This is a genomic window from Mesoflavibacter sp. CH_XMU1404-2, assembly GCF_037029465.1.
Taxonomy (GTDB): Bacteria; Bacteroidota; Bacteroidia; order Flavobacteriales; family Flavobacteriaceae; genus Mesoflavibacter.
On record NZ_JAYMEM010000031.1, the window covers coordinates 55383 to 75619 of the forward strand.

Below are 20237 nucleotides of genomic sequence, written 5' to 3' on the forward strand. Positions count from 1 at the left end.
AGTATATTTTAAGCTTTATCATTTGTAATGTTAAAAACTTTGTTAATTAATTGTTTAATATGTAAAAATCAATACAAAAAAATTAATAGATTAGTATTATTATTAATCAAATTATTAAATCATTAATTATGAAAAAATTATTTTTTTTAGCTGCTTTTGCAGTTTTTGGATTATCAACAATGAATGCTCAGGATTTTAACGTTGGTGTTAGTGCTGCTTTGCCTATGGGTGATGCAGGAGACATTACAACATTTGGAGTTAATTTAGATGTAAATTACCTTTGGGAAGTTTCTGATGACTTTTCTGCTGGTATAGCTACTGGTTACCAACATTATTTTGGAGACGAAGTTTCTGAAACTTTTTTAGGGCAAACAGTAACATTTGAGTATGATGACTTTGGGTTCTTACCAATTGCAGCAGCAGGTAGATTTAATGTTTCTGAAGAATTTACTTTAGGAGCAGATCTTGGTTACGCTGTAGGATTGAGTCCTGATGGTAATGATGGTGGATTCTATTATGCTCCAAAAGTACAGTACGGAGTTAGTGAATCATTAGACATTGTATTATCATATAAAGGAATCAGTAATGATGGTTCTTTTGATGCTCTTTCTTTAGGAGTTGAGTTTGGTTTATAATACCAAAAAACAATAAAATAACTAAAACCGGAGCAATGCTTCGGTTTTTTTATTTATATAAACAAGTTTTTTTTATCTTTTTTTTTTACTTAAACCGTAAGTGCTTGTAAGTAAGTGTTATATAAAAAATAGTATATTTTTATTCATTTTTTTCTTGTTAGATATGTTTGACTAGTATAATTTTGCCGCCTCAAATCAATAAATGAAATTTAAATTATGAAAAAATTATTATTCGCAGCTGCTTTTGCAGTTTTAGGATTTACAGCTAACGCTCAGGAAGAACAAACTTTTGGTTTTGCTAAAGGTGATTTATTTATTTCAGGATCTGTTACTTTTAGTAATGAATCAACTGGAGATGTTAAAGATAACGCTTTTGAAGTAGCTCCAAAAGTTGGTTACTTTTTATCAGAAAATATTGCTTTAGGTGCTAAAGTAGGATACACAACTTCAAAAATTGATAACGGTACTGCTGATGCTAACAATAATGCTTTTGCTGTTGGTGTTTTTGGACGTTATTATTTTACTCCTGCTAGCAAGTTTTCTTTATTTGGTGAATTAGCTGCAGATTACATGTCTTATGATAACGAGTACCCTACAGTAGTTGAAGGTGATGGTTTTGGTGCTAATTTAGGAGCAGGATTAAACTACTTTGTATCATCTAACTTTTCTATCGAAGCTGGTGTAGGTGTTTTAGGTTTCAATTCTACAAAAGCTGATGGTGCTGATGATGCTACAAACACATTTTCTGTTGGTGGAGACTGGACTAATGTAACTTTTGGTGTTAACTACAAGTTCTAATTAGTAAATACAATATTTACTATTAAAATAATTAAAAACCGAAGCAAACGCTTCGGTTTTTTTATGCGCTTAATTTTGTATTTTTACTTTATGAAAAAACTAATCATCATCAACGGTCCTAATTTAAACTTATTAGGCAAAAGAGAGCCTAATGTTTATGGTAACTTGTCTTTTACTGAGTTTTTAGATACAATTAAGAATAAATACTCTAATGTATCTTTGGAGTATTTTCAATCTAATGTAGAAGGAGAGCTTATTAGTAAAATACAAGACGTAGGTTTTGATTATGATGGTATCATTTTAAATGCTGCTGCATACACACATACTTCTGTAGGTATTGGTGATGCTGTAAAAGCGATACAAACACCAGTTGTAGAAGTACATATCTCTAATACGTTTGGAAGAGAAGAATTTAGACACCATTCTTTTATTTCGCCTAACGCTAAAGGTGTTATTTTAGGTTTTGGTTTGCAAAGTTATGAACTTGCTATACAAAGTTTTCTTTAGTATAATTTAACGCTTTTCTGTTTCCTTTCTTAAAAAATATTAATTTTTCAGGTCTAGTTTTATTTCTTTATTAAAAATAGTTAAAAGAGTTTTATTTCCTGTTAAACCCTGTTAACAAAGCATCTGAGTAAGTTAGTTCTGCGTAATTTCATTGTATAAACCAAAAAAATGAATACAATGAAAAAATTAATTTTAAGTACAGTAGTAGTATTATCTGGTCTAACTTTTATGAGTGCTCAGTCAGATTCTAAAATGGTACAATTAGGTATTAAAGGAGGAATTAACTCATCAACCATTAGTGGAGATGATATTGGTGATTTAGACTCAAGAACAAGTTTTAATGCTGGTTTAGTAGCAGAAATTCCTTTATCAGAACGTATTTCTTTTCAACCAGAGGTATTATATTCTGGTCAAGGTTTTGATATTCAAGAAATAGACCAAGATAATGTTTTTGACACCGATGAGAACATCGAATATCAACTAGATTATATTCAAGTACCATTACTTTTAAAAGTATATTTAGTTAAAGGCTTATCTGTAGAAGCTGGACCGCAATTTGGTTTTAAAATCAATGAAGAAATTGACTATCAACCAAATGATAATGCAGGAGATATAGATATTGAAGATAGTAATGTAAAAGACTTTGATACTAGTGTAGCTTTAGGTGCTGCATATAAGTTTAATAATGGCTTTTTTATTAGCGGTCGTTATAACTTTGGTGTTACAGATATTTTTGAAGATGGTACTGTTTTTGAAAACGTAGATGCTAAAAACGAGGTATGGCAATTTGGTGTTGGATTTATGTTTTAATACATTATCAATCTTACTAAATAAAAAAGGTTCCAGAATTTCTGGAACCTTTTTTATTAAAAATAGTTTTTCAATTTTATAAGTGAATTACTTCATCATAAGCATCTGCAACAGCTTCCATAACCGCTTCACTCATCGTAGGATGCGGATGCACTGCTTTTAATACCTCATGACCAGTAGTTTCTAATTTTCTACCTAAAACAGCTTCTGCAATCATATCAGTTACGCCAGCACCAATCATGTGACAACCTAACCATTCGCCATATTTAGCATCAAAGATTACTTTTACAAAACCGTCTTTATTTCCACCAGCACTTGCTTTACCAGACGCAGAAAAAGGGAATTTTCCAACTTTAATGTCAATACCTTTATCTTTTGCTTGTTGTTCAGTTAAACCAACACTTGCAACTTCAGGAGAACAGTAAGTACATCCAGGTATATTACCATAGTCTAATTTTTCTACATGCTGACCAGCAATTTTTTCTACACATAAAATACCTTCGGCAGAAGCAACGTGTGCTAATGCTTGACCTGGTGTAACATCACCAATTGCGTAGTATCCTGGGATATTTGTTTGATAGTAATCGTTAACTAATATTTTATCTCTATCTACAGCAATACCAACATCTTCTAAACCAATGTTTTCTATGTTTGTTTTGATACCTACAGCACTTAGTACAATATCTGCTTCAAGTACTTCTTCACCTTTTTTAGTTTTAACTGTAGCTTTAACACCGTTACCAGAAGTATCTACTTTAGTAACTTCGGCAGAAGTCATAATATTTATACTGTTTTTCTTAAACGATTTTTCTAATTGTTTAGAAACGTCTGCATCTTCAACAGGAACAATTCTGTCCATATATTCCACAATAGTTACTTCGGTTCCCATAGAGTTGTATACGTAAGCAAACTCAACACCAATAGCACCAGAACCAACAACAATCATCTTTTTTGGTTGTTCTTTTAGGGTCATTGCTTCACGGTAACCAATTACTTTTTTACCATCTTGTGGTAAGCTTGGTAACTCACGACTACGCGCTCCTGTTGCAACTATAATATGATCTGCGCTATATTCTTTTCCGTCAACATCAACTTTTTTACCTGGTTTTAATTTTCCAAAGCCTTCTATAACGTCAATTTTGTTCTTTTTCATTAAAAATTTTACACCGTTACTCATGCTTTCAGCAACACCACGACTACGTTTTATAACAGCGTCAAAATCTGCTTCTGCTTCTTTAACTTTTAAACCATAGTCTTCAGCATGTTTTAAATATTCAAACACCTGAGCACTTTTAATTAAAGCTTTTGTTGGGATACATCCCCAATTTAGGCAAACGCCTCCTAAGCTTTCTTTTTCTACTACAGCAGTTTTAAAACCTAATTGAGAGGCTCTAATTGCTGTAACATATCCACCTGGTCCACTTCCAAGAACTATAATATCGTATTTACTCATTATAAAAAGTTTTGTCGTTTTTTAGAAGCTACGAATTTACGAAATCGTATTTGAATAAAGAATTTTACAACCTCAAAAATTATAACTTTTACTACCTTTGTGATAAGTTTATATCTATGAATATTCCAAAATCTAGTTTTCCGCGAGTTGTAATTATTGGTGGCGGATTTGCTGGTGTAGCATTAGCAAAGAAATTATCTAAAAAAGAATTACAAGTTGTGTTGTTAGACAAACATAACTATCACAATTTTCAACCACTTCTTTATCAGGTGTCTACAGGAGGATTAGAACCTGATTCTATTGCGTATCCAATAAGAAAAATATTAAAAGATTTTCCAAACTTTTATTTTAGGTTAGCAGATGTTTCAGAAGTTAATACTGAAAAAAACAAGGTTATTAGTAACATAGGTGAATTGAGGTTTGATTATTTAGTGATTGCTTCTGGATCTAAAACTAATTTCTTCGGAAATGAATCTATCGAAGCCAATAGTATGGAAATGAAAACCATACCACAATCTTTAAACTTACGAAGCTTAATTCTTGAAAATTTTGAAGATGCTTTACTAACTTCAAATTTACATGAAAGAAATGCTTTGATGAATTTTGTAATTGTTGGAGCAGGACCAACAGGAGTAGAGCTTGCTGGTGCTTTGGCAGAAATAAAAAAAGGAATTTTACCAAAAGATTACCCAGATTTAGATACAAGAACTGTGCAAATTAACTTGGTGCAGTCTGGCGACAGAATTTTAAAAGAAATGAGTGAAAAAGCCTCACAAAAAGCTGAAGATTTTCTTGAAAAATTAGGTGTACAAATTTGGAAAAATGTTCGTGTTACTGGTTATGATGGAAATGTAGTAACAACTAATAGTGATCTAACTTTTGAATCAGAAACAGTTATCTGGGCAGCAGGAGTAAAAGGTGCTGCAATAAAAGGAATTGATGGAGAAACGTTGATTACTAGAAGTAATAGGATAGAGGTTAACCAGTTTAATCAAGTTAAAGGATATAACAATATTTTTGCAATTGGTGATGTGGCACAAATGACAACAGATAAAACACCACATGGTCATCCAATGATGGCACAACCTGCCATACAACAAGGTAAACAGTTAGGAGAAAACCTACTTCGTTTAATAGAAAATAAGCCTCTTAAACCATTTAAATATAAAGATAAAGGTAGTATGGCAACTGTTGGGCGTAATAAAGCAGTTGTAGATTTACCTAAATTTAAATTTCAGGGTGTATTTGCGTGGTTTGTTTGGATGTTTGTGCATCTTTTCTTTTTAATTGGCTTTAGAAACAGAGTTGTAGTTTTTATCAATTGGGTATACAACTACATTAGATTTGATCGAGAAGCACGATTAATAATAAGACCTTATAAAAAGAAATTTAAACCTTAATTATTTTTCAGGTACAAAATTTAAAGCAACACCATTAATGCAGTGTCTTTCACCAGTTGTGTCTTTTGGACCATCATTAAAGACGTGTCCTAAATGTCCGCCACAAGTCGCACAATGTTCTTCGGTTCTAGCATAACCTAAATCATAGTCTGTACTAAAGGCAACATTTCCTTCAATTTCTTGATCAAAACTAGGCCAACCAGTACCAGAATCAAACTTGTTTTCGCTTTTAAAAAGAGGCGTATTACACGCAGCACAATGAAAAGTTCCTTTTCTATATTCTTTGTTTAAAGCGCTAGAAAAAGCACGTTCTGTACCAGCTTCTCTTAAAACATAATATTCCATGTCAGTTAATTCTGCTTTCCACTCGGCTTCAGTTTTTGCAATAGGAAATGTTTCTTTTTTTTCTGTCTCTTGACCTTTAGATTTACAACTAAAGACCATTGAAATGATAAGTAATAAGGCAATTTTTTTCATAGTTATAATTTTCTATTAAGATAAGTCGTTTTATAATAGCAGACATTACAATATTTCATTTTAGCAGTTATTTATGACTTTTAATCGAAAACATTAAGAGTATACTAACATATGATAAAGTGTTTTTTGTGAAAGATTTTGTAAATTAGTTCGAATTTAAAATTTCACTCATGAAAATTAATAAAATAGTTGCATCACTAACATTTTTAGTATTAATGGCAGTATCGTGTGCTACAAATCCTTTTACTGGGAAAAAAACATTAGCATTAATACCAAATTCTCAATTATTTCCAACGTCTTTTGCACAGTATAATCAAGTAATTTCTGAAGGAAAAGTAGTAACAGGAACACAACAGTCTGAAATGATTAAACGTGTAGGACAACGTATTGCTGTTGCTGCAGAACGTTGGTTAAATGCTAACGGAAAACCAGGATATTTAAATGACTATAAATGGGAATATAATTTAATACAAGAAGATGTAGTCAATGCTTGGTGTATGCCAGGAGGTAAAATTGCATTTTATACAGGAATATTACCAGTTGCAGAAAATGAAACAGCAATTGCAGTTATTATGGGACACGAGGTTGCACATGCGCTAGCCAATCACGGTCAACAACGTATGAGTGCTAGTATTTTACAACAAGCAGGAGCAGTTGGTTTAAATGTTGCTTTACAAGATGATGAAAATATTGCATTATATAATCAAGCTTATGGTATAGGAACTAATATAGGTGGTATGTTACCTTTTAGTAGAAGTCATGAAACTGAAGCAGACCGTATAGGATTATATTTAACAGCTATAGCTGGTTATAATCCAGATGAAGGAGCAGAGTTATGGAGACGTATGGCGCAAGCAAGTGGCGGACAAGCACCACCAGAAATTTTAAGTACGCATCCAGCTAATCAAACAAGAATTGATAATTTAACTGCTTTAGCACCACAAGCTAAAACTGAAGCACAAAAGTTTGGTGTCTCAAGTTTTAGACCTTTAGGAAAATACTAATTGAGAATTAAAAATATTTAATTACTTTCGGAGCTGTTCTTTTTAAGAGCAGCTTTTTTTTAAGCATAACCTAACTAAAAATCAAATGGAAAACCTTCAAAAAGGAAGTAAAAAATTACTTAATGCTTGGGCATTTTATGATTGGGCAAATTCGGTTTATACTTTAACAATAGCTTCATCTATATTTCCAATATTTTATTCGGCATTATTTATTAATCAAGCAAAAAAAGTTGTACCAGCTTTCGGGTTTGAATTTAAAAGCACTGCTTTAATTACTTTTATTACTGCTTTTACTTTTTTGGTTGTTGCTTTTACGTCTCCAATTTTATCTGGAATAGCAGATTATGTTGGTAATAAAAAAAACTTTCTTAAGTTTTTCTGCTATGTAGGTGGATTAGGCTGTATAGGATTATATTTTTTTAGTTTAGACCATATTTACATTAGTCTTCTGTTCTATTTTATGGGATTAATTGGTTATTGGGGAAGTTTGGTGTTTTATAATTCTTATTTACCAGATATTGCTTTTCCTGAACAACAAGATAGTATAAGTGCTAAAGGATTTAGTTTAGGTTATATAGGCAGTGTTGTATTACTGATAATCAATTTAATAATGGTTATGACTGCAGAAGATGGTCAAAAAATGGATATGATGCGCTATTCTTTTGTCATGGTTGGAGTCTGGTGGATTGGTTTTAGTCAGTATAGCTTTTATTGGTTACCAAAAGGAACATCTAAAGGTCATAAAGTAACTAAAGAAGTTGTTTTAGACGGATTTAACGAGTTGAAAGTGGTCTGGAAAGCGTTACAAGAGAATATTTTACTAAAAAAATATTTACAATCTTTTTTTGTGTTTAGTATGGCTGTACAAACCATTATGTTGGTAGCTGTTTATTTTGGTGAAGAAGAAATAAATTGGGGAAGTGAGGATGCTAAAACTATGGGATTAATAGTTAGTATTTTAATAATACAGCTTATAGCAATTGTTGGTGCTGTATTAACATCTAAAGCATCATCAAAATTCGGAAACATAAAAACATTAATTGCTATTAATTTTATATGGATGAGTTTGTGTTTTTATGCTTATTTTATGGAAACACCTGTACAATTTTACATTGCAGCGAGTTGTGTGGGATTTGTTATGGGTGGTATACAAAGTTTAGCAAGATCTACATACTCTAAGTTTTTACCAGAAACAAAAGATACAACGTCCTATTTTAGCTTTTTTGACGTTGCAGAAAAAATTGGAATAGTCATAGGTATGGGTATTTATGGTACAATTGATCAAGTGACAGGAAGTATGCGTAATTCAATTTTATTTCTGTTTATATTCTTCTTAATTGGTATATTCTTACTTTTTAGAGTGTTAAAGCAACAAAAACTAGAATAATTTTTTATGTTTGTAGAAATACTCAAATAATTTACAATGAAAAAATCACTTTTACCTTTCCTGTCACTATTTATTTTATTGTCTGCTTTTACTTGTGAAAATGAACCTTTGGATTATGACCAAGAGTCTATTAATAGTATAAATAATAGCAATAACAGTTCTAATAATGCAGATTTAGTAGGAACTTGGGACCTTGTTAGTTTTGATGTAGATATGCTAAATTCTGCAACTCTTCCTTCCGGAGATATGATAACAGAAATATTAGTAAGTTCTACTTCAACAGATTATCAGGTTACTTTTACTAATACAGAATTTTCTACAACAGGTAGTTATAGTTATGATACATTTATTGAGGCTGGAGGAATTTCTCAACAAGATAATCTAACATTAACAGATGTTACAGGATCAGGATCTTACACAACAGACGGTAATGAGATTACTACAGAAGGTGCATTTTTTGATTTTTCATTTGAAGGTGTAGATCAATCTGCTTTTGAGGACAATCAAACTAGTAACTATAGCATAAGTGCAGATGGGCAAACGCTAACCTTTTATCAAAATCAAACAACATTGCAGTCTAACAATGGGTTTGAAACAGAAATAGATATTGAAGCAGAATCTATATGGCAAAAAGTAAATTAGTAATATATAAGAAGTATAAAAAAGCCACTATTTAAATAGTGGCTTTTTATTTATACTAATAGTTACTTCTATTTACTAATATCTCCAGAACCTGTAACTTTTTTGTCTACTTTTTCTGGGTTACCTTTATATTTAATATCTCCAGAACCAGTTACTCTTGCTTCAATTTCTTTATTAGCAATAACAACAATATCACCAGATCCTGTTACTTTAGCTTCTGTGTAATTAGCGCTTAAATTTCCTCCATCAAAATCACCCGATCCAGTTACAGATACTTCTAATTCTTCTGTATTTCCTGTTAAAGTGATATCTCCAGAACCAGTTACAACAACTTCTGTATCTTCTGCATCGATGTCTAAAGTAATATCACCAGAACCAGAAAGTCGAGTTTCAAAATTATTTGAATGTATAGTTGCATTTGAAGTAACATCTCCAGAACCTGAAAGTGTTAACTTATTAAAATCTTTAAACGGAATAGTAACTTTTATAGTTTTGTTGCTGCTTGGTTTAAGATTAACATTGTTTTTTATTCTAACAATTAGACTATTACCTTCGGCTTCTGTAATGATATAATCTAATAAGTTGCTTTCTCCTTCAAGGGTTATTTTACCTTCTTTACCTTTAACTAATTCAAAATCCATCCAACCTGCTAATTTTACGTTGTCATAGCTAGATGTTGTTCTGGTAATGGTAGTAACATCTCCGTTACCTCTTACTTTTTTGTTTCCCCATTGGGCACATGCTGTGTTAATACTAACTAGTGCTATTGCTAATATTAATGTGATTTTTAAAGATTTCATTGTTTATGGTTTTATTGATTAATGTTATTATTTATTGTCGAAAGACACGCTTCCGTAATCCGATTTTATACGAATTAAATTTCCTGAATTTTTAGTGTTTTTATACCCTTTATAGTATTTACTTGTAGAGCGTTCACTTTTCATATTGAATTCAAAACTATCATCATCACCGTTTAATCCACCATAATCTAAGTCAATTTCAAAATCAAAACTGTAATCGTTATCAATACCTATTTTGATGCCTACGTAATCTGAGTCTATAGATACATTTCCAGCATTTTTAGTCATTTTTCCAATTTTTATTGAACCGTAATCAGCTTCAATATTGACGCTTTTGTAGACATCACCTAAAACTACAGTTAAATAGTCGCCATTTCCTGAAAAATTATTGACATTGTTAACGCGTAAACTTCCGTAATCACAGTTGTACGAGACGTCTTCAGCAATTTCTACTAACGAATTGGTGTAATCTGCAACGATGTCTATTTTTTTAGCTTTTGCAACTGTAAATCCGCTATAATCTGCGTTAATTTTTCCGCTTTCAATGTATTCAAAATAGCAGTTGTTAGTGTAATCAAAAGAAATGTTGTTGTTGTCTGCAAGTAGCTCTTTTGTGGTTATTTTTCCGTAGTCACAATTAATGGTTGCGTGACCTTGTAATGTTCCAAGAAGTATGCTTCCGTAGTCATTATTTAAATCTACATTATTAGTAATAGGTATTTTTACTAGGTAGTTAATTTGAATGTTAACGCTGTTATTGTTGCCCCAATTCCACCAAGATTTACTTTTAGATTTACCAATTTGTGTTTCGGCAGAAACGTAGTTTGATGTACCAGAAAAATTCACATCAATATCATCTAACTTGTCTTGTACTTTGTCTTCGTCATTACCGTTTGTGGTAATGGTGATTTCAAAAACAATTCGGTTTTCATTCCAAGTAACCACATCAAGATTTCCGTAGCGGTTGTCTATTTTTAATGTAGCGTCTTTAGAGACGTTATATTCTTTTTTTATGGTTTTTTTCTTGGTGTATTTGCCAGCCCAATTATTGTTATTGTTGGCAAATATTACAGCTGGTAAAAGTAGCAGTAATGTTAGTTTATATAGTAGTTTCATAGTTATTTTGTTTAAGTTCTTTTTGGTCTTCAATATATTGTAATGTTGTTTTTAAAATGTCTATTCTGTTTTGAAAGTTGGTAATCATCGCATAAATAACTAATTGATCTTCGCCACTTTCTTGTAAGCTAATTTTAAGATTATCGTATTCTTTTTCTAGTGCGTTAAGACGTTTTAAGGCGTCGTTAATGATGGTTTTAGTTTCTTCTGTTTGCTCTGCTTTTAGTTTGTTAACTTCAAAAGCAATAGCGTTGGTAAAAAACTGTTGTGTTTCTGCCATTTCTGGTGACACACTAGCTAAATCTTTAGGTTCTTCTTTAGCTTGCACGCCAAAAGTTATAGAGATGATTAGTACAATTGAAGCTGCTACAGCTAATAAAGGTTTCCAGTACGTTTTAGAATCTTTTTGTACAATAGTCTTAGTGTTTTCTATTGCATTTAATTTTTCTAAAAAACGTGCTTGATGTCCTTCATTTGGTGTTTCTACATCAAATTGTCCTTCTAAGTTTTTAAATAAATGGTCTAAATTATCTTTGCTCATAACAATTAGTTTAATTGTTCTAATTTTTTTCTTAAACTGTATTTGGCTCTAGATATCATTGTTCTGCAATTAGCGTAACTAATATTCATTACGTCTCCAATTTCTTCGTAATCATAACCTTCAATTAAATTAAGGGTTAATACTACTTTATAATTAGATTTTAAAAGATTTAAAGCCTCTAACACTTGTTGTACTTTTATGTTTGTAACTTCAATAGATGTATCAATACCTTGTTGGTCTTCAACTTTATAAAGTACATCATCTAAAGCCACATCGTGTTGCTTATTATTTTTATTATAAGCTTGAATGCTGTTATTAATCACAATGCGTTTTAACCAACCACCAAAGGTCTTTTTATCTTTTAAACTATCTAATTTTGAAAACGCTGTTATAAATGATTCTTGCATAATATCTTCAGCTTCAAAACTATCATTCACAATTCTGTACGACGTGTTGTATAACCCTTTGTAATATCTGTTGTAAAGCTCTATTTGGGCTTTTTGGTTACCAGATACGCAAAGCATAACAAGTTGTTCTGTATTATGATTAGTTAGTGTCAAAAATTTGATGGTTTACTATAAAGAGTGAATTTAATAATCATTGTTACACTTTCTTTTAAAATTTTTAAAAAATCTTTTCAATTTTAAAGTTTCAACTTTTCAAAAGGAATAGAGAAGTGGCACGTTAATTGAAAATTGTATAATGTTATTGCATTCTAATTTAACATTAATAGCTAGTATATCAATGTTTTATAGGATTTGAATAATTCAATTTAAAACTATAAAAGTCGAAACCATTACTTTTTAATGACATTTTGACTCAAAATATACTTATGAAGAAATCTAATTTTATATCACTTGACAGTTTGTCATTACAAGATTTTGATGAAAACTCAGAATTAATTCCATTAATGACTCCTGAAGACGAAGAAAAAATTAATAAAGAAGAATTACCAGAAAGTTTACCAATCCTTTCTTTACGTAACACGGTACTTTTTCCTGGTGTCGTTATTCCGATTACAGCAGGAAGAGACAAGTCTATAAAACTTATAAATGACGCTAATAAAGGCGGAAAAGTGATAGGCGTTGTGGCACAAAAAGACGAAGATGTAGAAGATCCAAAAGCTACCGATATCCATCAAACAGGTACTGTTGCTCGTATTTTAAAAGTGCTTAAAATGCCTGACGGAAACACAACCGTGATTATCCAAGGAAAAAAGCGTTTTGCGATAGATCAAGTTTTAACCGAAGATCCTTACATTAAAGCGACGGTAAAAGAAGTTTCGCAAGCAACACCAGCTGTTAAAAATGAAGAATTTAATGCAATTATTGAAAGCATAAAGGATTTAGCAGTTCAAATTATAAAGGATAGTCCAAACATTCCGACAGAAGCGACTTTTGCTATAAAAAATATAGAAAGCGAATCGTTTTTAATCAATTTTGTGTCTTCAAATATGAATTTATCTGTTGAAGAAAAGCAAAAACTATTAGAGATAAACGATTTAAAAGATCGAGCTTTAGAGACGTTACGTTATATGAATATCGAGCTTCAAAAACTAGAGTTAAAAAACGATATTCAATCAAAAGTACAAAGCGATTTAAATCAGCAACAACGTGAGTATTTCTTAAATCAGCAATTAAAAACCATTCAAGAAGAACTTGGTGGCGGAAATGCTGAAGAAATAGAAGAAATGAAAACTCGTGCCAAATCTAAAAATTGGGACGAAAAAGTAGCAAAGCATTTTGAAAAAGAATTATCAAAAATGCAACGCATGAATCCACAAGTTGCCGAGTATTCTATTCAACGTAACTATTTAGATTTATTTTTAGACTTACCTTGGAATGAGTTTAGCAAAGACAAATTTGATTTAAAACGTGCACAAAAAATATTAGATCGTGACCATTATGGTTTAGATGATGTTAAAAAGCGTATTATCGAGCATCTAGCAGTTTTAAAATTGCGTAATGATATGAAGTCGCCAATCATCTGTCTTTACGGTCCTCCAGGAGTTGGTAAAACATCTTTAGGAAAATCTATTGCAGAAGCATTGGGTAGAGAATACGTGCGTATGAGTTTAGGAGGATTACGTGACGAGGCAGAAATCAGAGGTCATCGTAAAACGTATATTGGTGCAATGCCAGGTCGTATTATTCAAAGTCTTAAAAAAGCAGGAACTTCAAATCCAGTTTTTGTTTTAGACGAAATTGATAAACTATCAAATTCTCATCAAGGCGATCCATCTTCTGCATTGTTAGAAGTTTTGGATCCAGAACAAAATAGCGAGTTTCATGATAACTTCTTAGAAATGGGTTACGATCTATCAAAAGTAATGTTTATAGCTACTTCAAATAGTTTAAATACCATTCAGCCAGCGTTAAGAGATCGTATGGAAATTATTAACGTTACTGGTTATACTATCGAAGAAAAAGTTGAAATAGCAAAACGTCACTTACTACCTAAACAGTTAAAAGAACACGGTTTAAGTGATAAAGATTTAAAAATTGGTAAGCCGCAATTAGAAAAAATTGTTGAAGGTTACACACGCGAATCTGGTGTACGTGGTCTAGAAAAACAAATAGCAAAAATGGTGCGTCACGCAGCAAAAAATATTGCTATGGAAGAAGAGTACAATATTAAAGTTACAAACGAAGATGTTACAGATGTACTAGGCGGACCAAAATTAGAACGTGATAAATATGAAAACAACAACGTTGCTGGTGTAGTTACTGGATTAGCGTGGACACGAGTTGGTGGTGATATATTATTTATAGAATCTATCTTATCTAAAGGAAAAGGAGCAATGACAATTACTGGTAACCTTGGTAAAGTCATGAAAGAATCGGCAACAATTGCTATGGAATATATTAAAGCAAATGCTGAGACTTTAGGAATAAGTACGGATGTATTCAATAATTATAATGTTCATATTCATGTTCCTGAAGGCGCAACACCAAAAGACGGACCAAGCGCAGGTGTTACGATGTTAACATCTTTAGTGTCTTTATTTACTCAAAAGAAAGTAAAAAAGAGCATTGCAATGACGGGAGAAATTACACTTAGAGGAAAAGTGTTACCAGTTGGAGGAATAAAAGAAAAAATCTTAGCAGCAAAACGTGCTAGAATTAAAGAGATTTTATTATGCGAAGACAATAGACGAGATATAGAAGAAATTAAACCTGAATATCTAAAAGGGCTTACATTTCATTACGTAACAGACATGAAAGACGTAATAGACATTGCAATAACAAATCAAAAAGTTAAAAACGCAAAAAAATTATAATTTTAAATTTTAAAAAAAGCTACCATAAACAGGTAGCTTTTTTTATTGTTATAATATTTAAAATCTCTAATAGATATTTTTAAATAAAATAAGCTAAAAAATAAATTATCTATAACTACGTTTTAAAAGAGATTTATTTACTTTGCAACCTTATGTTTAAAAAAGTTGTCCTGTTTACTGCTTGCCTTTTTAGCACGTATTGCTTTTCGCAATTAGGTGGACAATCTACTTACCAATTTTTAAATTTAATTGCATCACCACGTCAAGCTGCTCTTGGAGGTAAAGTGTTAACCAATGTAGATTACGACGTAACACAAGCACTCTACAATCCTTCAACTATTAATGTAAATATGGATAATCAATTTGCACTTAATTACAGCAGTTATTTAGGTGGTATTAATTATGGTACAGCAGCATACGCTTATACATGGGATAGGCGTACGCAAACTTTTCATGCAGGTGTAACATATATTAATTATGGAGATTTTGATGGTTATGATGAGCAAGGTAATCCTACAGGAACCTTTACAGGTAGCGAAGCCGCATTATCTTTAGGTTATGCTTTACAAATAGGGTATAGTGATTTTTATTTTGGAGGAAATTTAAAATTTATAACGTCTCGTTTAGAACAATATAATTCATTTGGTATAGCTACAGATTTAGGCTTACTTTATATAGATGAAGATTTAGAATTTCAAGCAACACTTGTAGTAAGAAATTTAGGAACACAAATTACGACCTACGCAGGTTTACAAGAGTCTTTACCATTAGAAGTAAATATTGGCTTAAGTCAAACGTTAGAAAACATCCCGTTACGTTGGCATCTTACTTTTGAAAATCTTCAAGAGTGGCCAATCGGTGTTTCTAATCCAGCAAGAGCAACCACAGATTTAGAAGGTAATCAAACGCAAGAAAATGTAGGCTTTTTTAATAATGTGCTAAGACACACAATTATTGGTGCAGAGTTATTTCCTGATAAAGGTTTTAATATTCGTTTAGGATATAATTTTAGAAGAGCAGAAGAGCTTCGTGTTGTTGATCAGCGTAACTTTTCTGGTTTATCTGCTGGTTTTGCAGTAAAAATTAACAAGCTTCGTTTTAGTTATACACATGCTAAATATACTGCAGCTACAGATGCTAACTTTTTTGGTTTGCATATAGACTTACAGTAGTGTTTAATTGTCTTCTTTTTTAGGATTATACATTACAATTATTTGTATTACAATAGCAAGAAATATTAATAAGTAAATTTCTATTTGTGTAAATAATTCAACCGAATCTATAGCTTTTTTACTAATTGACATTTGTTTACTTCCTTCTAAAAGTTGAATTTTAGATAGATCCTCTAAATTCTTTTTAATCTTAGCTATTTGTTTAAACATGTCTTCTTTGCTAGAAAAGTTAGAAGTAACATATTTAGATTCGGTATTATTTAGTTGATGTAAGTTTTCTTTTAGATTACTAAAAGTTTTACTTTCTTCTTTAGTAAGTTTGGTAGCTTCAAATTTAGAAATAAGGTTTTCTATGTTTTTATTTTCTTCTTTATTAGAAACTTTAAAAAAAGTAGAATCTGATAATGCAACTGCAACTTCTTTTTTATGAATAGAATTTGAAAACTCTAAAATTAAGTTTTTAGCAACAAGTCTATCTTCGTAAATAGACACGACTGAGTCCTTTACGCGCACAAAGTTGTTTCTGTCAATAAGATTTGTGGTTACGATTAAAACAAAAACCATTAAAATACCAAGGGTCCATTTTATTTTATTGAAAAAAGTCATAAGTTTTAATATTTAAGGATAAATATAATTCAAATTAAGGAAGTGCGTGTTATTTCTTATTCAGTTTAACAATTATGCAAAGATGTTTAAATAAAACATAATCGTTTTTAATCAATTTTAATCCCTATTTTTGAAGCCTAAAAGTTAAAACGTGCAAAAAATAACAATCGCTATAGACGGATTTTCTTCAACAGGAAAAAGTACAGTAGCAAAACAATTAGCAAAACACTTAGGTTATATATATGTAGACTCTGGCGCTATGTACAGAGCTGTAACGTTGTATACCATGCAAAATGGATGGATTGACAAAGATCATTTTGATGTTGTCGCTTTAGTATCAAACTTAAGTAACGTAGAAATTAGTTTTAAGTTTAATCCAAATCTAGGTTTTGCAGAAGTATATTTAAATGGAAAAAATGTTGAAAAGCAAATACGCACACTTGAAGTATCAAGCTATGTAAGTAAAGTAGCAGCAATACCAGAAGTACGTTACCAATTAGTAAAACAACAACATCAAATGGGTAAAGATAAAGGTGTCGTTATGGATGGTCGTGATATTGGAACCGTAGTTTTTCCTAATGCAGAGCTAAAATTGTTTATGACTGCATCTGCCGAAACTAGAGCACAAAGACGTTATGACGAATTAATAGAAACAGGAGATGATATAACGTATGAAGATGTGCTTAAAAATGTTAGAGAGCGTGATTATATAGACTCTAACCGTGAAAATTCTCCTTTAGTAAAAGCAGAAGATGCTATAGAAATAGATAATTCTAACTTAACTTTAGAAGAACAATTTAAAAAGATTCTAAACCTAGTGGAAGAAACTTTAAATAAATAAGATATCCTTTTAAATAAAAAAGCGAACCAAAAGGTTCGCTTTTTTATTCTCAATTTATAATTTTATAAATTAGGAATTTTAAGTTCTTGATCAGGATGTATCACATCAGGATTATTTAAAATGTCCTTATTAGCCTCAAAAATTGCTGTGTATTTTCCAGCATTTCCGTAATAATGCTTAGCTATTTTACCTAAAGTATCACCACTTTTTACAGTGTGTTTTGCATAAATACTCTCATCTGCAACAGTGATATTAGCTTTTATATCTTCAGGAGATTCAGTTCCAGCTACTGCTTTAATCTCATCCCAAATTAAGTTTTTTTCGTACTGCGTAGCAGCTGTACCTTTAACTTTTAAAATTCCGTTTTCTTCCCAAACGTCTCCATTTTGAATATTTAATTTTTCTCCTAAATCTAAAACGCTTTGGTATTTTGCTTTAACTGCCATAAGTAAATAAGTTTTATTGTTAATTCTACTATAAAGATAAATAATAGAACATCAATTAATTTAAAATTAAAGTTAACTAAATCACTTATATCGATAAAGTGTAATTTTTCACCGATATAATGTAATAAAATTCTAAGATTTTCAAATTTATAATTATTCTGATTTTCAGGACATTAAAAATTTAAAATAAATTAGGCAATATTGTTAAAATGTACTATTTTTGCACTCCTTTTAGCGAGAAATGGATTTTAAAAGGAATAGATATAAAAATAATTATAACGCTTCTGTAGATTTATCGCTTAAATAATCCACAAAATCACAGAATACAAACACAGTGTTTAAATTTCCGCGAAAGCGAAAATAAACATTGCATTAAATTAAATGGCTGAAAAAGCACAAGACGCTCAGGTTGAAGCAACCGAAGCAAAACAAAACAATGCTCCAGAAGTTTCTGAAGCTCAAAAAAATCCTGAAAAATTCTTAAAAGAGTTTAACTGGCACAACTACCAAGAAGGTATTGACGAGGTTGAAGATTCTCAATTAAAAGAATTTGAAAAATTAGTATCTGAAAACTTCGTAGATACTTTAGATGACGAAGTTGTAGAAGGAGAAGTTATTCACATTACAGATCGTGATGCTATTATTGACATTAACGCAAAGTCTGAAGGTGTTATTTCTTTAAACGAATTTAGATACAACCCAAACTTAGCAGTAGGAGACAAAGTAGAAGTATTAATAGATGTTCGTGAAGACGCAACAGGACAATTAGTATTATCTCACCGTAAAGCTCGTGTAATTAAAGCTTGGGATAGAGTTAACAAGGCTCACGAAACTGGAGAAATCGTAAACGGTTTTGTAAAGTGTCGTACAAAAGGAGGTATGATTGTAGACGTATTTGGTATCGAAGCATTCTTACCAGGATCTCAAATTGATGTTAAGCCAATTAGAGATTACGATCAGTACGTAAACAAAACAATGGAGTTTAAGGTTGTTAAAATTAACCACGAATTTAAAAACGTTGTTGTTTCTCATAAAGCGCTTATCGAAGCAGATATCGAAGAGCAAAAGAAAGAAATTATTGGTCAATTAGAAAAAGGTCAAGTATTAGAAGGTGTTGTTAAAAACATCACATCTTATGGTGTATTTATTGATCTTGGTGGTGTAGATGGATTAATCCACATTACAGACTTATCATGGTCTCGTATTAACCATCCAAACGAAATCGTTGAATTAGACCAAAAATTAAATGTTGTAATCTTAGACTTTGATGAAGATAAGTCAAGAATCCAATTAGGTCTTAAACAATTATCTAAACATCCTTGGGATGCATTAGGAGAAGAAGTTGCAGTAGGAGATAAAGTAAAAGGTAAAGTAGTTGTAATCGCAGATTACGGTGCATTTATCGAAGTTGCAGAAGGTGTAGAAGGATTAGTACACGTATCTGAAATGTCTTGGTCTACTCACTTACGTTCTGCTAACGACTTTGTTAACGTTGGTGACGAAGTAGAAGCAGTAATCTTAACTTTAGATAGAGAAGATCGTAAAATGTCTCTTGGTATTAAGCAATTAACACCAGATCCATGGACAGATATTACTACAAAATACCCTGTAGGTTCTAAACACTCAGGTACTGTACGTAACTTTACTAATTTTGGAGTATTTGTAGAATTAGAAGAAGGTATTGACGGATTAATTTATATCTCAGATTTATCTTGGACTAAGAAAATCAAACATCCATCAGAGTTCTGTAACGTTGGCGATAAGTTAGATGTAGTTGTATTAGAATTAGATGTTGAAGGACGTAAATTATCTTTAGGTCACAAACAAACTACAGAAAACCCTTGGGACAAATACGAATCTGAATTTGCTTTAGGTACTACTCATACTGCAGAAATTGCAGACGTAGTAGATAAAGGAGCTACAATTGAGTTTAACGAAGACATCGTTGCATTTGTACCATCTCGTCACATGGAAAAAGAAGACGGAAAAATGCTTAAGAAAGGTGACACTGCTGAATTTAAAATTATTGAATTTAATAAAGAATTTAAGCGTGTTGTAGCATCTCATACTGCTGTATTTAAAGAAGAAGAGATTGCTAACGTAAAAGCTGCTGCTAAAAAAGCAGAAGCTCAAGCTGCAGAAGCAAAACCAACTTTAGGTGATGCTAACGAAGCGTTACAAGCATTAAAAGATAAAATGGACGGTAAGTAATCTTACTTAATTTTATATAATTTAAAAGCCTCTCAATTTTTGAGAGGCTTTTTTTATATAAAAAACACCTTTTAACTTATCATATTTTACTTTACCTTTGTTAACCAAACC

The 20237-nt window shown here is 31.3% G+C and carries 20 protein-coding genes; 12 read left to right on the plus strand and 8 right to left on the minus strand.

Features of this window, described 5'->3' with window-relative positions; all coding sequences use genetic code 11:
* Positions 1-128: 128 nt before the first annotated feature.
* The 4 genes from WA327_RS14615 (at position 129) to WA327_RS14630 (ending at position 2750) form a co-directional block, all read left to right on the plus strand.
* A complete protein-coding gene (locus WA327_RS14615; RefSeq protein WP_336070943.1) occupies positions 129-635 on the plus strand; it encodes an outer membrane beta-barrel protein in 507 nt (168 codons plus the stop codon).
* A gap of 216 nt (positions 636-851) precedes the next feature.
* Complete coding sequence (locus tag WA327_RS14620) at positions 852-1433, plus strand: outer membrane beta-barrel protein (RefSeq protein WP_336070945.1); 582 nt, start codon at positions 852-854, stop codon at positions 1431-1433.
* A 90-nt stretch (positions 1434-1523) separates the two neighbouring features.
* Positions 1524-1940: a type II 3-dehydroquinate dehydratase gene (gene aroQ, locus WA327_RS14625; protein ID WP_336070947.1), complete on the plus strand. Its 417-nt coding sequence runs from the start codon at positions 1524-1526 to the stop codon at positions 1938-1940.
* A gap of 177 nt (positions 1941-2117) precedes the next feature.
* Positions 2118-2750: a porin family protein gene (locus WA327_RS14630; protein ID WP_336070948.1), complete on the plus strand. Its 633-nt coding sequence runs from the start codon at positions 2118-2120 to the stop codon at positions 2748-2750.
* 76 nt (positions 2751-2826) lie between these two features.
* On the opposite strand, the gene lpdA is transcribed toward WA327_RS14630, so the two are convergent.
* Positions 2827-4203, minus strand: a complete 1377-nt coding sequence (gene lpdA, locus WA327_RS14635) for a dihydrolipoyl dehydrogenase (RefSeq protein WP_336070950.1) — start codon at positions 4201-4203, stop codon at positions 2827-2829.
* A 116-nt stretch (positions 4204-4319) separates the two neighbouring features.
* Between lpdA and WA327_RS14640 the strand changes: the two genes are divergently transcribed.
* Entirely contained in the window at positions 4320-5603 is a 1284-nt protein-coding gene (locus WA327_RS14640; RefSeq protein ID WP_336070952.1) for an NAD(P)/FAD-dependent oxidoreductase, read from the plus strand.
* Here the strand turns inward: WA327_RS14640 and msrB are convergent, their stop codons facing one another.
* Positions 5604-6080, minus strand: a complete 477-nt coding sequence (gene msrB / locus WA327_RS14645) for a peptide-methionine (R)-S-oxide reductase MsrB (RefSeq protein WP_336070954.1) — start codon at positions 6078-6080, stop codon at positions 5604-5606.
* 170 nt (positions 6081-6250) lie between these two features.
* Between msrB and WA327_RS14650 the strand changes: the two genes are divergently transcribed.
* The 3 genes from WA327_RS14650 to WA327_RS14660 all read left to right on the plus strand — a co-directional run bounded on the left by WA327_RS14650 (position 6251) and on the right by WA327_RS14660 (position 9113).
* Positions 6251-7084, plus strand: a complete 834-nt coding sequence (locus WA327_RS14650; protein ID WP_336070956.1) for a M48 family metallopeptidase — start codon at positions 6251-6253, stop codon at positions 7082-7084.
* Between the two features lie 85 nt (positions 7085-7169).
* On the plus strand, positions 7170-8471 hold the full coding sequence (locus tag WA327_RS14655) for an MFS transporter (protein ID WP_336070958.1): 1302 nt from the start codon (positions 7170-7172) through the stop codon (positions 8469-8471).
* Between the two features lie 36 nt (positions 8472-8507).
* Positions 8508-9113, plus strand: coding sequence for a hypothetical protein (locus WA327_RS14660; protein WP_336070960.1), 606 nt, complete (start codon positions 8508-8510; stop codon positions 9111-9113).
* Between the two features lie 68 nt (positions 9114-9181).
* Here the strand turns inward: WA327_RS14660 and WA327_RS14665 are convergent, their stop codons facing one another.
* From WA327_RS14665 to WA327_RS14680, 4 genes are read right to left on the minus strand one after another with little or no spacing between them, the layout of a single operon-like run.
* The gene (locus WA327_RS14665; protein WP_336070961.1) at positions 9182-9913 is read right to left on the minus strand and encodes a head GIN domain-containing protein; all 732 of its coding nucleotides are present in this window, start codon (positions 9911-9913) and stop codon (positions 9182-9184) included.
* Positions 9914-9940: 27 nt separating this feature from the next.
* The gene (locus WA327_RS14670) at positions 9941-11029 is read right to left on the minus strand and encodes a hypothetical protein (protein ID WP_336070963.1); all 1089 of its coding nucleotides are present in this window, start codon (positions 11027-11029) and stop codon (positions 9941-9943) included.
* Positions 11013-11570: a hypothetical protein gene (locus WA327_RS14675; RefSeq protein ID WP_336070964.1), complete on the minus strand. Its 558-nt coding sequence runs from the start codon at positions 11568-11570 to the stop codon at positions 11013-11015. Before WA327_RS14675 ends, WA327_RS14670 begins: the two co-directional genes overlap by 17 nt.
* A gap of 5 nt (positions 11571-11575) precedes the next feature.
* Positions 11576-12130 carry an RNA polymerase sigma factor gene (locus WA327_RS14680; RefSeq protein WP_336070966.1) on the minus strand — a complete coding sequence of 185 codons (555 nt, stop codon included), beginning with the start codon at positions 12128-12130 and terminating at the stop codon, positions 11576-11578.
* A gap of 272 nt (positions 12131-12402) precedes the next feature.
* Between WA327_RS14680 and lon the strand changes: the two genes are divergently transcribed.
* On the plus strand, positions 12403-14850 hold the full coding sequence (gene lon, locus WA327_RS14685) for an endopeptidase La (RefSeq protein WP_336070968.1): 2448 nt from the start codon (positions 12403-12405) through the stop codon (positions 14848-14850).
* A 152-nt stretch (positions 14851-15002) separates the two neighbouring features.
* Positions 15003-16022: a type IX secretion system protein PorQ gene (porQ, locus tag WA327_RS14690; RefSeq protein WP_106678342.1), complete on the plus strand. Its 1020-nt coding sequence runs from the start codon at positions 15003-15005 to the stop codon at positions 16020-16022.
* 3 nt (positions 16023-16025) lie between these two features.
* On the opposite strand, the gene WA327_RS14695 is transcribed toward porQ, so the two are convergent.
* Positions 16026-16628 (minus strand): MCP four helix bundle domain-containing protein, encoded by a 603-nt coding sequence (locus WA327_RS14695; RefSeq protein ID WP_336070970.1) that lies wholly within the window; start codon positions 16626-16628, stop codon positions 16026-16028.
* Positions 16629-16779: 151 nt separating this feature from the next.
* On the opposite strand from WA327_RS14695, the gene cmk reads away from it, so the two are divergent.
* Positions 16780-17469 (plus strand): (d)CMP kinase, encoded by a 690-nt coding sequence (gene cmk, locus WA327_RS14700; protein ID WP_336070973.1) that lies wholly within the window; start codon positions 16780-16782, stop codon positions 17467-17469.
* A 62-nt stretch (positions 17470-17531) separates the two neighbouring features.
* On the opposite strand, the gene WA327_RS14705 is transcribed toward cmk, so the two are convergent.
* Positions 17532-17915: a LysM peptidoglycan-binding domain-containing protein gene (locus WA327_RS14705; protein ID WP_106688562.1), complete on the minus strand. Its 384-nt coding sequence runs from the start codon at positions 17913-17915 to the stop codon at positions 17532-17534.
* 381 nt (positions 17916-18296) lie between these two features.
* Here WA327_RS14705 and rpsA point away from each other — a divergent pair, with 381 nt between their 5' ends.
* Complete coding sequence (gene rpsA / locus WA327_RS14710) at positions 18297-20126, plus strand: 30S ribosomal protein S1 (protein WP_336070976.1); 1830 nt, start codon at positions 18297-18299, stop codon at positions 20124-20126.
* Positions 20127-20237: the final 111 nt, after the last annotated feature.

What these genes read in the sequence shown, in the direction of transcription:
- porQ (WP_106678342.1), top strand. Translation starts at nt 15,003, where the DNA reads ATGTTTAAAAAAGTTGTCCTGTTTACTGCTTGCCTTTTTAGCACGTAT.
- WA327_RS14660 (WP_336070960.1), top strand. Translation starts at nt 8,508, where the DNA reads ATGAAAAAATCACTTTTACCTTTCCTGTCACTATTTATTTTATTGTCT.
- aroQ (WP_336070947.1), top strand. Translation starts at nt 1,524, where the DNA reads ATGAAAAAACTAATCATCATCAACGGTCCTAATTTAAACTTATTAGGC.
- msrB (WP_336070954.1), bottom strand. Translation starts at nt 6,080, where the DNA reads ATGAAAAAAATTGCCTTATTACTTATCATTTCAATGGTCTTTAGTTGT.
- WA327_RS14615 (WP_336070943.1), top strand. Translation starts at nt 129, where the DNA reads ATGAAAAAATTATTTTTTTTAGCTGCTTTTGCAGTTTTTGGATTATCA.
- lpdA (WP_336070950.1), bottom strand. Translation starts at nt 4,203, where the DNA reads ATGAGTAAATACGATATTATAGTTCTTGGAAGTGGACCAGGTGGATAT.
- WA327_RS14650 (WP_336070956.1), top strand. Translation starts at nt 6,251, where the DNA reads ATGAAAATTAATAAAATAGTTGCATCACTAACATTTTTAGTATTAATG.
- rpsA (WP_336070976.1), top strand. Translation starts at nt 18,297, where the DNA reads ATGGCTGAAAAAGCACAAGACGCTCAGGTTGAAGCAACCGAAGCAAAA.
- WA327_RS14640 (WP_336070952.1), top strand. Translation starts at nt 4,320, where the DNA reads ATGAATATTCCAAAATCTAGTTTTCCGCGAGTTGTAATTATTGGTGGC.
- WA327_RS14695 (WP_336070970.1), bottom strand. Translation starts at nt 16,628, where the DNA reads ATGACTTTTTTCAATAAAATAAAATGGACCCTTGGTATTTTAATGGTT.
- WA327_RS14670 (WP_336070963.1), bottom strand. Translation starts at nt 11,029, where the DNA reads ATGAAACTACTATATAAACTAACATTACTGCTACTTTTACCAGCTGTA.
- lon (WP_336070968.1), top strand. Translation starts at nt 12,403, where the DNA reads ATGAAGAAATCTAATTTTATATCACTTGACAGTTTGTCATTACAAGAT.
- WA327_RS14665 (WP_336070961.1), bottom strand. Translation starts at nt 9,913, where the DNA reads ATGAAATCTTTAAAAATCACATTAATATTAGCAATAGCACTAGTTAGT.
- WA327_RS14620 (WP_336070945.1), top strand. Translation starts at nt 852, where the DNA reads ATGAAAAAATTATTATTCGCAGCTGCTTTTGCAGTTTTAGGATTTACA.
- WA327_RS14705 (WP_106688562.1), bottom strand. Translation starts at nt 17,915, where the DNA reads ATGGCAGTTAAAGCAAAATACCAAAGCGTTTTAGATTTAGGAGAAAAA.
- WA327_RS14630 (WP_336070948.1), top strand. Translation starts at nt 2,118, where the DNA reads ATGAAAAAATTAATTTTAAGTACAGTAGTAGTATTATCTGGTCTAACT.
- WA327_RS14655 (WP_336070958.1), top strand. Translation starts at nt 7,170, where the DNA reads ATGGAAAACCTTCAAAAAGGAAGTAAAAAATTACTTAATGCTTGGGCA.
- WA327_RS14675 (WP_336070964.1), bottom strand. Translation starts at nt 11,570, where the DNA reads ATGAGCAAAGATAATTTAGACCATTTATTTAAAAACTTAGAAGGACAA.